This is a genomic window from Gammaproteobacteria bacterium (assembly GCA_024235095.1).
GTDB lineage: Bacteria > Pseudomonadota > Gammaproteobacteria > Competibacterales > Competibacteraceae > UBA2383.
In genome coordinates this window covers 588,373-601,488 of sequence record JACKNC010000002.1, presented here as the reverse complement: position 1 = coordinate 601,488, position 13,116 = coordinate 588,373, and the positions used below count along the sequence as shown (strand labels likewise).

Annotated in this window: 11 protein-coding genes and 2 tRNA genes; 2 read left to right on the top strand and 11 right to left on the bottom strand. The window is 57.3% G+C overall.

Annotated features, from left to right (window positions below; translation table 11 throughout):
* Positions 1-45: 45 nt before the first annotated feature.
* Both waaA and cysZ read right to left on the bottom strand, forming a co-directional pair.
* A complete protein-coding gene (gene waaA / locus H6973_15765) occupies positions 46-1,311 on the bottom strand; it encodes a lipid IV(A) 3-deoxy-D-manno-octulosonic acid transferase (protein MCP5127043.1) in 1,266 nt (421 codons plus the stop codon).
* A gap of 15 nt (positions 1,312-1,326) precedes the next feature.
* Entirely contained in the window at positions 1,327-2,055 is a 729-nt protein-coding gene (gene cysZ, locus H6973_15760) for a sulfate transporter CysZ (protein MCP5127042.1), read from the bottom strand.
* A 207-nt stretch (positions 2,056-2,262) separates the two neighbouring features.
* On the opposite strand from cysZ, the gene H6973_15755 reads away from it, so the two are divergent.
* Together H6973_15755 and H6973_15750 are read left to right on the top strand one after the other, a co-directional pair.
* Complete coding sequence (locus H6973_15755; protein ID MCP5127041.1) at positions 2,263-3,243, top strand: malate dehydrogenase; 981 nt, start codon at positions 2,263-2,265, stop codon at positions 3,241-3,243.
* Positions 3,244-3,413: 170 nt separating this feature from the next.
* Positions 3,414-5,306: a propionate--CoA ligase gene (locus tag H6973_15750; protein ID MCP5127040.1), complete on the top strand. Its 1,893-nt coding sequence runs from the start codon at positions 3,414-3,416 to the stop codon at positions 5,304-5,306.
* 458 nt (positions 5,307-5,764) lie between these two features.
* Here the strand turns inward: H6973_15750 and H6973_15745 are convergent.
* The 9 genes from H6973_15745 to H6973_15705 all read right to left on the bottom strand — a co-directional run bounded on the left by H6973_15745 (position 5,765) and on the right by H6973_15705 (position 13,055).
* Positions 5,765-5,841 (bottom strand) — tRNA-Pro (locus tag H6973_15745).
* A 76-nt stretch (positions 5,842-5,917) separates the two neighbouring features.
* Positions 5,918-6,208, bottom strand: coding sequence for an integration host factor subunit alpha (ihfA, locus tag H6973_15740; protein ID MCP5127039.1), 291 nt, complete (start codon positions 6,206-6,208; stop codon positions 5,918-5,920).
* Positions 6,209-6,221: 13 nt separating this feature from the next.
* Entirely contained in the window at positions 6,222-8,600 is a 2,379-nt protein-coding gene (gene pheT, locus H6973_15735) for a phenylalanine--tRNA ligase subunit beta (GenBank protein MCP5127038.1), read from the bottom strand.
* A 10-nt stretch (positions 8,601-8,610) separates the two neighbouring features.
* A complete protein-coding gene (gene pheS, locus H6973_15730; GenBank protein MCP5127037.1) occupies positions 8,611-9,627 on the bottom strand; it encodes a phenylalanine--tRNA ligase subunit alpha in 1,017 nt (338 codons plus the stop codon).
* A gap of 81 nt (positions 9,628-9,708) precedes the next feature.
* Entirely contained in the window at positions 9,709-10,071 is a 363-nt protein-coding gene (gene rplT / locus H6973_15725) for a 50S ribosomal protein L20 (GenBank protein ID MCP5127036.1), read from the bottom strand.
* Positions 10,072-10,097: 26 nt separating this feature from the next.
* Positions 10,098-10,295 (bottom strand): 50S ribosomal protein L35, encoded by a 198-nt coding sequence (gene rpmI / locus H6973_15720; protein ID MCP5127035.1) that lies wholly within the window; start codon positions 10,293-10,295, stop codon positions 10,098-10,100.
* 95 nt (positions 10,296-10,390) lie between these two features.
* Complete coding sequence (gene infC / locus H6973_15715; protein MCP5127034.1) at positions 10,391-10,912, bottom strand: translation initiation factor IF-3; 522 nt, start codon at positions 10,910-10,912, stop codon at positions 10,391-10,393.
* Positions 10,913-10,930: 18 nt separating this feature from the next.
* Positions 10,931-12,847, bottom strand: a complete 1,917-nt coding sequence (gene thrS / locus H6973_15710; protein ID MCP5127033.1) for a threonine--tRNA ligase — start codon at positions 12,845-12,847, stop codon at positions 10,931-10,933.
* Between the two features lie 131 nt (positions 12,848-12,978).
* Positions 12,979-13,055: transfer RNA gene (locus tag H6973_15705), tRNA-Val, on the bottom strand.
* Between the last annotated feature and the right edge of the window lie 61 nt (positions 13,056-13,116).

The window sequence follows — 13,116 nt, the reverse complement described above, 5'->3', positions numbered from 1 at the left end:
AATTATAGAGGGTATTCAGGAGAGGTTTGGCAAATTTATCCATTTTTAGAAAAGGGGCCAGGCTCCATTTTCGATATGGGTCAACAACGCCGCCAAGGCTCCACGATGGCGTTCCACGACTTGTCGTCCGCGCTGACCGGCATCCCGGCCCTGCTGAGGGTCGGCCAATAACCAGTCGAGAGTAACAGCGAGTTCTCCAGCATCTGTGATTTGCCAGGCCGCTTTTGCTTCCAGCAACCGTTCGCTGGCCTCGGCGAAATTAAACATACAGGGGCCAAATAACACTGGCAATCCCAGCAATGCAGGCTCCAGCACGTTATGGCCCCCGGTAGGAACCAGGCTGCCGCCGACAAACGCCAGGTCGGCAGCGGTGTAGAACAATAACAACTCGCCCATGCTGTCGCCCAGAAAGACAGCAGTATCCGGCGTACAGGCTTGCCGGGCGCTGCGCCGGATGACATTGAAACCCTGTTCCTGGCACAACGCGGCCACGCTATCAAAGCGTTCGGGGTGACGCGGCGTCAGCACCAGCAACAAGTCTGGCCAGCTACTGCGAACCCTGGTAAACGCTTGCAAAATCTGTTCATCTTCACCGTCGTGGGTACTTGCGGCGATCCAGACCGGCCGGTTCTCTCCAAGCCATTTCTGTCGTAATTGCCGGCCTTGCTCCCGTAGATCATCAGGTATTTTCAGGTCGTACTTGAGATTGCCCGTCACCTCGACCCGTGGCGCGCCCAGTGATCGGAAGCGCCTGGCGTCAGCCTCCCCCTGGGCGGCGATCAGGGTGATGTCCTGCAACATGGATGCGGTCAGCCGGGGAATCCGCGCATACCCACGCACCGAGCGTTCCGACAATCGGGCGTTGGCGATCAGCACTGGAATCCCTGCCGTAGCGCATTGCCGTAGCAGATTCGGCCACAATTCGGTTTCCATAATAATCGCCTGTCGGGGTTGGGCCTGGCGCAGGAATCGTCGCACGACGCCGGGCAGGTCATAAGGAGCGTAGACGTGTTGCACTCGCTCTCCCAGTGTGTCCTTTACTTGGTGGGAGCCGGTCAGAGTGGTGGTGGTCACCAATAACGGTTGCTCAGGGCGCCGGTCCAGCAATGCGCGAATCAGCGGTAACGCAGCGCGTACTTCTCCCACGGACACCGCATGAATCCACAGGCTGCCCGGCGACAGGGGCGGAACCCAACCCAAGCGCTCGCGCCAGCGCTGGCGATGCCCTGGATCATGGCGACCACGCCAATACAACCGCAAGAGCGCCAGCGGCAGCAGGAGATAGAGAAGGCCGCTATAGATGAGGCGCATTTTTGATTGCCCTGTTCACTCCGGCGCTTCTTTCACCCACATCAACGTCGCGCCGATCACCGCCGCTGGCATGGCCAAAAAGTTCACGATCGGAATCAGGGTCAAAACCAGGGTCGCGCCGCCAAACCCCAAGGTTAATGGCCAGTGTTGACGCAATAACTGACGCTGTTGCCGAAATGACAGTCCCCGGTTACCCAGCGGATAGTCAGCATACTCCAGCGCCAGCATCCAGGCGCTGAACAATGCCCATAACACCGGGGCCGCAACATTGATCACCGGTATAAAGGACAGAATCAGGACTGGAATCGCCCAACCGATGAAATACAGCAGCTTACTCAGTTCCGCCAGCGGACTCAGAACCAGCTCCTTCCAACTCAGGCCGGTTTCAGATCGGGAGGACCGCTCTGGACGAGCCAGTTTCTCCACCCGTTCCGCCAGCAAGCTATTGAATGGAGCAGCGATCAGATTCGCCACAACCGAGAAAGTGTAAAACACGATCACTAACACGGTTAGCACGAAAATTGGCCAAAGCAACCAGTGCAGCCAGCTCAACCAGCCGGGCAGCCAGCTCTGCACCATCTGATCCCAATGCTGGAACTGATCGAAACTCCACCAGACGCCAACACCGAACAACAGCGTATTGATGAGTAGCGGAATCGCCACGAAACCGCGCAATCCGGCGCGGGGTAACCAGCGCAGACCGGTCAGTATATAATCCGCACCTTTAAAGGGGGAAGAACTCATGATATTGAGAACCCTCGCTGTCAATGCCAGCATTCGTTTCAAAACACGACAATCTACGTTACTATTTTCAATTATACCAATGAATGCGATGTCGCCGTCCCGGTTACCGGGATCGCTCATCGAGAACCATCCGGGAAAGTAGCGAGAGCAGACCGACATCGTGTCTGTCAGGCTTAATCGTCGTCAACCACAATAAGGAGTACATGCATGAAAAACCCTGTCCGCGTCGTGATCACTGGCGCCGCCGGCAACATCGGCTATGCCATGGCTTTCCGGATCGCTTCGGGCAGTATGTTGGGTCCCGATCAACCGGTGATCCTGCAATTGCTGGAAATCACCCCCGCGCTGCAAGCCTTGCAGGGGGTAGTGATGGAATTGAATGACTGCGCTTTCCCACTGCTGGCCAGCGTGGTCGCCACCGACGACCTGAAGACGGCTTTCACTGACGCCAACTACGCCATGCTGGTCGGCGCGCGGCCGCGCGGCCCCGGCATGGAACGCAAGGATTTGCTCACCGCTAACGGCGCTATTTTTGGACCGCAGGGCAAGGCGCTGAATGATCATGCTGCCCGCGACGTGAAAGTGCTGGTCGTTGGCAATCCGGCTAACACTAACTCCTTGATCGCCGCCAGCAGCGCGCCGAGTCTGAGTCCACGCCAGTTTCACGCCATGACCCGGTTGGATCACAACCGCGCTTTGAGTCAACTGGCGGCCAAGACCGACTCGCATGTCAATGACATCAAGAAGATGATTATCTGGGGCAATCACTCCGCGACCCAGTACCCCGATATCAGTCAATGCACGGTCAAGGGCCAGGCCGCGACCGGACTGGTCGATCAGGGCTGGTACCGCGATACCTTTATTCCCGATGTGCAGCAGCGCGGCGCGGCAATCATTAAGGCCCGTGGCGCTTCTTCCGCCGCTTCCGCCGCCTCCTCGGCGATTGATCACATGCGCGACTGGGCGCTGGGCACTCCCGAAGGCGATTGGGTCAGCATGGCGGTGCCCGCCGATGGTTCCTATGGCATCAGCGAAGGCGTGATCTATTCTTACCCCTGCGTTTGCAAGAATGGCGACTACGAAATTGTGCAGGGCTTGCCGATCGACGAGTTCAGCCGCGGCAAAATGGACGCGACTGAAAAGGAACTGCGCGAAGAACGCGCCAGCATTGAAGATCTGCTGAAGTAGGCCGCGAGGCGCCAAGGTGTAGAACGGACAACTTGCCCGTTCTACACTTGTGTTCCAAGTCAGTCCTGTACGGGCAAACAGGAAATTTCCCAGTAACCGACTACACTGTTTGCTGCCGACAATCATAAAAGTCGCATTTCTAAACCATTGAAGCTGGAGGATACTCAAGTATGACTTACGAAGAATTCCATCGCTGGTCCATCGACGATCCCGAGGGATTCTGGGGCGAACAGGCCCAGTTGATTCACTGGAACAAACTGCCGCAAAAAATTCGGGATTACAGCAACCCACCATTTTGCAAATGGTTTGTCGGCGGTGAGACCAATCTGTGCTACAACGCGGTAGACCGGCATCTCGCAGATCGCGCCGACCAAAATGCGCTGATTTACATTTCGACGGAAACCAACGAGACGGTCATCTATAGTTATGCCGAACTGCACCGTGAAGTGAATCGCTTCGCCGCTGTGCTGCAATCGCTGGGAGTCGGGAAAGGCGACCGGGTCATCATCTATATGCCGATGATCGCCGAAGCCTTGTTCTCTATTCTGGCCTGCGCCCGAATCGGCGCCATTCACTCGGTGGTGTTCGGCGGTTTCGCCGCCTACAACCTGGCGGTGCGCATCGACGACGCCAAGCCTAAGGTCATGGTTACCTCCGATGCCGGCATGCGTAATGGCAAGGCCGTGCCCTACAAGCACCTGGTCGATGAGTCTTGCAGCTTGGCCAAGTTCCCGCCGGAAAAAGTGGTGATGTGCAACCGGGGCCTGGATAAGGGCCTGACGCTGGTGGAAGGCCGCGATTTGGATTACGCGACCCTGCGCGCCCAGCACATGGACGCCGAGGTTCCTGTCGTCTGGTTGGAGTCGAACGAACCCAGCTACATCCTCTATACCTCTGGCACGACCGGCATTCCCAAGGGTGTGCAGCGCGATGTCGGCGGTTACGCGGTGGCGCTGGCTTCCACCATGAAGCATCTTTACCACATCAATCCGGGCGAAACCATGTTCGCCACGTCCGATATCGGTTGGGTGGTGGGGCATTCCTACATTGTCTACGCTCCGTTGATCAACGGCTCGCCGACCATTTTCTACGAGGGAATGCCAACCCGGCCTGACCCCAGCGTCTGGTGGAAAATTGTCAATGAATACCAGGTGCGGACCATGTTCTCGTCGCCGACGGCGGTGCGCGTGCTGAAAGGCCAGGATCAGAAGTATATGAAGATGCATGACGTGTCTTGCCTGCGCTACCTGTTCCTGGCTGGCGAACCACTGGATGAGCCGACCTCGCGCTGGATTACCGACGCCTTGCAGATTCCGGTCATCGACCACTACTGGCAGACCGAAACCGGCTGGCCGATGCTGTCCTATCTGCCAGGCGTGGACTTGAAACCCAATCGCTTCGGTTCGCCTGGATTCCCCGTGTATGGCTATAACATCCGGGTGATCAACGAAGGCACTGGCGAGGAAGTGCCACGTGGCGAAAAGGGTGTGTTGGTCGTAGAGCCGCCTTTACCGCCGGGTTGCTTAAGCACCGTTTGGGGCGATGACAAACGTTTTGTGCAGAGTTACTTCTCCAGCTTCAAGGAGCTGCTCTACACCTCCTCCGACTGGGCAGTGTGCGATGAAGAGGGTTACTACTTCATTCTGGGCCGCACTGACGACGTCATCAACGTCGCGGGCCATCGGCTGGGCACCCGCGAAATCGAAGAAGCCATCCAGGCGCATTCAGCAGTCGCCGAGGTCGCGGTGATTGGCATCGCCGACAAGGTCAAAGGTCAGGTGCCTGTTGGTTTCGCTCGCTTGAAAGATCCGACGCAGCTTGAAGCCGCCGGCGCCGTCGAGCGCCTGGAGAAGGAGATTATCGCCAAGGTGCAGGAACTGCTGGGCGCGGTGGCCAAGCCGCATAACGTTCACTTTGTCAGCGCTCTGCCCAAAACTCGTTCCGGCAAGCTGCTGCGACGGTCAATTCAGGCGCTGGCTGAGGGGCGCGATCCCGGCGATCTGTCCACCCTGGACGATCCGAACTCGCTGGAAGAAGTGCGCCGCGCTATCGGACAGCACTAAGCAGTTTTGCTGATTCATTGTTGAATCATTAGCCGACATCCCGTCTCCTGTACAGGAGGCGGGTTTTTTTTATTGTCTTTCCGCATGGAAACCGGGCAAATTCAGGAGCAACTTCCTGTTTCTGTTCCTGACCCCCAACGACCATCAGCATTATCGCTCACCTGACGTTTGTCCAGACTTTGGGATTAGCGAACTGGAGCAGCACTGCCTCGGCAGTGGTCAACGGATGACGAATTATTCGTGAATCCAGCCGGACGCCCGGCGCGCACAACTTCCAGGCCAGCCATAACGGGTTTCCGGCAAATATGGCTCGCGGTAGGAAGAGGCGCAACGGTTGAGACGGGTGTTGCGGCCCAAGAAGGAACGGGCGGCGGGCGCAATTCTATACGCTAGCCAGTCTGCGCACCTGCGAGGAGAACTTTGCCCGTCATCGGCAACTATAACCTACTGATTTGGATTGGTCGGGGCGAGAGGATTTGAACCTCCGACCACCTGCACCCCATGCAGGTGCGCTACCAGGCTGCGCTACGCCCCGATATTGGCGGCAAGCCGCCGAAATGAAAGGACATTCTAATGCAAACAATCGAGCTTGCCAAGCATTCCTGGAAGATTTAACCTTTGAACTTGTCAACTCGCGCCTTCAGTTTCTGCCCGGGTCGGAATGTTACCACTCGCCGGGCAGTGATCGGAATTTCCTCACCTGTCTTCGGATTGCGCCCCGGTCGCTGGTTTTTGTCACGCAAGTCAAAATTGCCGAATCCGGACAATTTTACCTGGTGCCCATCCTCCAGCGCACTGCGAACCTCCTCGAAAAAAATTTCAACCAGTTCCTTGGCTTCACGCTTGTTGATGCCTAATTCCTCGAATAATCGTTCCGCCATATCGGCTTTTGTCAGTGCCATACCCCTAAACTCCTTATATCCTGAGCGTTGCGCCAAATTGTTCCGTGAGTCCCGCAATAATGCCGGATACGGTCTCATCAACCATGCTATCGGTAAGATTGCGCGAAAAATCCTGTAAATTCAACCCAAAGGCCAAACTTTTTCGACCTTCGGCAATTCCCTTGCCCCGGTAGACGTCAAACAGCCACGCTTCGCGTAGCAAAGGGCCGCCCCGTTGGCGAATATGATTCTGTACAGCCTGTGCCGTGACATTTTCATCCACCACAATCGCTAGATCGCGGCGGCTGACCGGAAAGCGGGACAATTCCTGGAACACAGGCAATCGCGCCGCTTGCAATCCCGCCAGCCGCAACTCAAAAACGAAGACATCGCCTTCTACATCCAGCGCCTGCGCAACCCGTGGATGTAGCGCACCCATCCAACCCATCGACTCCCCGGATCGCTCAATCCGGGCGCTCTGACCTGGATGCAGCGCCGGATGCGTGGCGGCGACAAACCGGAACGCTCCTAACTCGCCCGTCAAGGCCAACAGCGCCTCGACATCGGCCTTCAGGTCGAAAAAATCCAGCATCCGCACCGGCGCGTCCCATTGTTCTGGTAAGACCGGTCCCGCAGCGACGCCACCGAGAAACAGTTCTTGCCGCAATCTTTCCTTGTTGGGCAAAAAGTTCAGACCCTGCTCGAACAATCGCACCCGTGATTGTTGACGCTTTTGATTATAGATCAGCGCTTTCAATAAACCTGGCCATAAACTGGTGCGCATCACCGCCAGATCAGCGGAAATTGGATTCGCCAGCGCCAGCGGCTTGCATTCAGGATCCAAATGTTTCTGAAAAATAGGGTCGACAAAACTATAAGTGATGGCTTCCTGAAAACCTCGTTGCACCAGAGTTTCACGCAACCGTTCCAAACCAAGCTGTTCTTCCGGTTGCGCAGGCATCTCCAACCGGGTGAGCGGTCGGTTGGCCGGCGCCCGATCATAGCCATAAACGCGGATGACCTCTTCGATTAAATCCGCTTCCAGGGCAATGTCAAAACGACTACTAGGCGGAACCACCAGCCAATGATCAACCTCGGTCACCACCACCATACCCAACCGGCGCAAGATATCTTCGACCTGAATACGTGGAATCTCCATGCCTAACAGTTTACAGATGCGCGTCGGCCACAAACGGATCGCCGGCTCCGTCGGCAAATGCTCCGGCGATACGGCTTCAACAATCGGTCCCGGTTGACCGCCCGCCATATCGATCAACAGCCGCGTAGCGCGTTCGGCGGCGCGGCGCTGTAATTGCGGATCCACGCCACGCTCGAAACGGTAGGAAGAGTCCGTTTGCAACCCGTAACGGCGAGCGCGACCGGCGATGCTGGCGGGCGCAAAAAAGGCGCTTTCCAGGAACACATCGCGCGTCGCGTCGGTGCAGGAACTAATTTCGCCACCCATGATCCCGGCTAGCGCCAGGGGACCTTGATGATCGGTAATTAGCAGAGTCTCGACATCCGGTTCAATGACCACCCCATTGAGCAGCTCCAGTCGGTCGCCGGGCCGGGCGCGACGCACCTCAATTCCTCCCGTCAAACGGTTTAAATCGAAGGCATGCATGGGTTGGCCGAGTTCCAGCATCACATAATTGGTCACATCCACCAGCGGTCCCAGACTGCGAATGCCCGCCCGGCGCAATCGTTCCTTCATCCACAAAGGAGTTTCGGCGGTGGGATCAACCCCGCGAATGACGCGACCCACGTAGCGTGGACAGTCTGCAGGATCAAGCAAGGTCACCGGGAAGGCCGCGTCCAGCGCCGGTTGCATCGCCTCCACCGCCAGCGGTTGGAAATCACACCGGTTGAGAACGGCGACCTCACGGGCTACGCCTTCCATGCCCAGGCAGTCGCCCCGGTTAGGCGTTAATTCAATTTCGATGATGGTGTCATCCAGCCCGAGCAGTTCGCGCACGCTCTGACCAGGTTGACTGTCAGCCGGCAATGGCAAGAGTCCATCGGAACTTTCCGCCAGACCCAATTCCCTGGCTGAACACAGCATACCCTGTGACTCGACGCCGCGCAGTCTGGATTTTTTAATCGCTAATCCGCCGGGCAACACTGCGCCGATCAGGGCGGTCGGCGCGCACATCCCGACCGCGACATTCGGTGCGCCACAGACAATGTGCAGAGGGGTAGCCTGGCCGACATCCACGGTCGCCACCCGCAACCGGTCGGCGTCGGGATGCGGAACTACATCCACAACCCGGCCTGCGACCACCTGCGCAAAAGCGGGCGCAGCAGGCTCCAGATGATCCACTTCCAGGCCAGCCATCGTCAATTGCGCGGCCAGTTCAATGCTGGACAGATCAGGATCGACCCATTCCCGCAACCATTGTTCGCTGACTTTCATGCTGATGATCTCACTGAAACTGCTGCAGGAACCGCAGATCGTTGTCGAAGAATAAGCGCAAGTCATTGACGCCATAGCGCAACATGGTCAGTCGCTCAACGCCCATGCCGAAGGCATAGCCCGTGTAGCGCTCACTATCGATCCCCACTTTGTCAAACACCGCCGGATGCACCATGCCGCAACCGAGCACCTCCAGCCAGCCACTCTGCTTGCACACCCGGCAACCGTCGCCGCTGCAAATGACACAGGCGATATCCACTTCAGCCGAGGGTTCAGTGAAGGGGAAATAGGAAGGACGAAAGCGGACCGCCAGATCGCGCTCGAAGAAGTTCCGCAGGAAATCATCCAGCACCCCCTTCAAGTCAGCGAAACTCACTTCCTCGTCAACCAGCAATCCCTCGACCTGATGAAACATTGGCGAGTGGGTCACGTCGGAATCACAACGGTAAACCCGGCCCGGGGCGATAACTCGAATCGGCAGCGGTTGGGTTTCCATCACGCGGATTTGCACCGGTGAGGTGTGCGTGCGCAGCAGGGTATGCGCGTCAAAATAAAACGTGTCATGCATCGCCCGCGCCGGATGATGCGGAGGGATGTTGAGCGCCTCAAAATTGCGGAAATCGTCCTCAACTTCCGGCCCTTCGGCGATGGTAAAGCCAACTCTAATGAACAGTTCCTCGATCCGGGTCAGCGTGCGGCTGAGCGGATGATAGCCGCCGGGGCGCTGGCCGCGTCCAGGTAGCGTGACGTCGAGCGCTTCACTGGCCAGTCGGGCATCCAGCTCTATCGCTTCCAATTCGATCTTGCGCGCGGCAAGGGCCGTTTCCAGCGCCTGTTTGGCTTCGTTGATGGCCTGACCGGCTTGACGGCGCTCCTCGGGGGGCAGTTTGCCCAGTTCCTTGAGCCGCTCGGTAAGCGCGCCTTTTTTGCCAAGATAGTGAACACGTACTTGATCCAGAGCAGCAAGATCGCTGGCTCCAGCAATAGCCGTCTGGGCGGTTTGCAATAATTCGGGCAATGCATCCACGCGGGTGGGTCTCGTAACGATAGCTCACAAAAAAGGGAAAGGATCGCGCCCTTTCCCCATGATGAGAAGTGGGGGAATCGTTCAGGCGACGCCGAGGGCAACCTTGGCGCGGTTGGCCAATTCAGCGAAGGCCGGTTTGTCGAACACCGCCAGATCAGCCAGAACCTTACGGTCAATTTCAATAGCGGCTTTTTTCAGACCATTGATCAGCCGGCTGTAGGACAGGCCATTTTCATGGGCGCCAGCGTTAATACGCACGATCCATAACGCGCGGAAATCGCGTTTCTTCTGGCGGCGGTCGCGGTAGGCGTATTGGCCGGCCTTAATCACCGCCTGTTTGGCGACCCGGTACACCCGACTGCGGGCACCGTAATAGCCTTTGGCTTGTTTAAGGACCTTCTTATGGCGGGCGTGAGCGGTAACGCCGCGTTTCACTCGAGGCATGGCTTAGTTTCTCCGATCCAGCAACATCAGGCGTAAGGCAACATCTGGCGCACGGCTCGGGTATCCACTGCCGCGATGGTCGTTGTACCACGCAATTGGCGTTTCCGCTTGGCGCTCTTTTTGGTCAGGATGTGCCGGAGATGCGAGTGGGAACACTTGAACTGGCCGGAACCGGTGCGGCTAAAGCGTTTAGCTGCGCCACGATTACTTTTCATTTTGGGCATTGCATGACTCCGCAATTTTAAAAGTTTAATTCAATTCAGGGATTAACCCCGATCTGCGTCAAAGACCGGGAGTAGTCGGCGTCTGGCAGGGAAAATTATTTCTTTTTGACCGGCGCGATGGTCATCACCATCTGCCGCCCTTCCATGCGGGGCCGTTGCTCCACTGCGCCGTAAGCGGTGAGATCATCTTCGACGCGCTTGAGAAGGTTGAGGCCAAGGTCCTGGTGCGCCATCTCGCGGCCGCGAAACCGCAACGTCACCTTGGCCTTGTCGCCTTCACTCAGGAAACGGATCAGGTTGCGCAGTTTGACCTGATAATCTCCTTCGTCCGTGCCTGGACGAAACTTGATTTCCTTGACCTGGATTTGTTTTTGCTTCTTTCGAGCTTCGCTTTGCTTCTTGGCCTGCTCAAACCGGTATTTACCATAGTCCATGATGCGGCAAACCGGCGGCTTGGCGTTCGGGGAGATTTCCACCAAATCCAGTTCGGCTTCCTCAGCCATCCGCCTGGCTTGCACCAGGGAGACAACCCCCGCCTGCTCGCCGTCCTGATCAATCAGGCGTACTTCGCGCCCGGTGATCTCTTCGTTGAGCCGGAGTTCATTATTCGCAGCGATGTTGCGGTCCTCCAATCGTTATTCAGTTCGCCCGCGCCGGGCAATATCGGCTTGCAGCTGCTCCACGAAGGCGGGCAGGCTCATACTGCCCAGATCCTGGCCAGTGCGGGTGCGCACCGCAACGGTCTCGTTTTCCATCTCTCGGTCGCCAACGACCAGCAGATAGGGAACGCGCTGCAAAGTATGTTCGCGAATTTTAAAACCGACTTTCTCGTTTCTCAAGTCAGACTCGACCCGGAAACCTTGTCGCGCAAGGGATTTTTCAACCTGGACGGCATATTCGGCCTGGTGGTCGGTAATATCGAGCACTATTGCCTGCACCGGCGCCAGCCAGGCCGGCAGCGCGCCAGCATATTGCTCGATCAGAATGCCAATGAACCGTTCCAGCGAACCGAGAATCGCCCGATGCAGCATGACGGGAACCCGCTTGCTTCCGTCCTCGGCGATGTAATGCGCGTCCAGCCGACCCGGCATGGAGAAATCGACTTGAATGGTGCCGCATTGCCAGAGTCGGTCCAGGCAGTCGCGCAGCACAAATTCGATCTTGGGACCGTAGAACGCGCCCTCACCGGGTTTGAGCCGCCAGGGCAGCTCAGTACGGTTCAGCGCCAGCTCCAGCGCCTTCTCCGCCTTGTCCCAGACCTCGTCACTGCCAACCCGCTTGTCGGGACGGGTGGCTAGAGCCAGTTGTACTTCAGTGAAACCGAAATCGGCGTAGACCTGGAACAGTAGATCCATAAACGCCGTGACTTCCGGCTGAATCTGCTCCTCGGTGCAGAAGATGTGGGCATCGTCCTGAACAAAATTGCGCACCCGCATCAAACCATGCAACGTGCCAGACGGTTCATTGCGGTGGCAGGAACCGAATTCAGCCATCCGTAACGGCAAATCACGATAGCTTTTTAGTCCCTGGTTGAAAATCTGGATATGACCGGGGCAGTTCATCGGTTTCACCGCGTAATCGCGGTTCTCCGAAGCCGTCGTGAACATGTCGTCGCGGAATTTTTCCCAGTGTCCCGAGCGTTCCCACAGGCTGCGGTCAATGATCTGCGGAGTATGGACTTCCTGGTAGCCATATTCGCGCAACATTTGCCGAATATAGTTCTGCACTTCGACATAGACGCGCCAGCCCCGATCATGCCAGAACGCCATGCCCGGCGCTTCTTCCTGGACGTGGAACAGGTCCAGCGCTTTGCCCACCCGGCGATGATCGCGCTTTTCGGCTTCTTCCAACCGATGCAGGTAGGCTTTCAGCGCTTTTTGATCCGTCCAGGCGGTGCCATAAATGCGTTGCAGCATCTCGTTGCGGGAGTCGCCGCGCCAGTAAGCGCCGGCCACCTTCATCAGCTTGAAGGCTTTCAACTTCCCGGTCGACGGCACGTGCGGGCCGCGACAAAGGTCGATGAAATCATCCTGCTGATAAAGGGAAATATCCTCGCCGGAAGGAATATCGGCAATGATTTGCGCTTTGTACTCTTCGCCCATGTTGCGAAAGAAGGCGACGGCTTCGTCGCGGGGCATGACCGAGCGGGTGACGGGAATATCCCGCGCCGCCAGCTCCTCCATGCGCGCCTGAATCCGCTCCAGATCATCGGGAGTGAAAGTACTCTCGAAAGCGAAGTCATAGTAGAAACCGTTTTCGATGACCGGACCAATCGTCACCTGGGCGCTGGGATAGAGTTGCTTCACCGCATGGGCCAGCAGATGGGCGCTGGAATGGCGGATAATATCCAGCCCTTCCGGATCGCGTTCGGTAATGATGGCCAGGTGGGCGTCCTGGTCAAGCACATGCGAGGTATCGACCAGGCGGTCATCGACCTTGCCAGCCAGAGCGGCTTTGGCCAGTCCGGGGCCAATCGCGGCGGCAACCTCCCGGACGCTGACGGGATTCTCGAAGACGCGCTGGCTGCCATCGGGGAGCGAGATGGTCGGCATCGCTACAATTCTCTTGATCGACTGAGGGTTTTCCAGGGAGTTGGAAATAGTAAAGGGCGCACCATTTAACCTTCTTTTGGAAGGAAGGCGCGCCCCTTCGATAATCGCTTTGCTGTGCAACCTACAAAATCTGGTAGGCGCGATTGGACTCGAACCAACGACCCCCACCATGTCAAGGTGGTGCTCTAACCAACTGAGCTACGCGCCTAAGCAATAGGCGCGGAAGATTACCCAAAGAAGGCGGGATTGGCAAGGGTTCAGATGAAAAA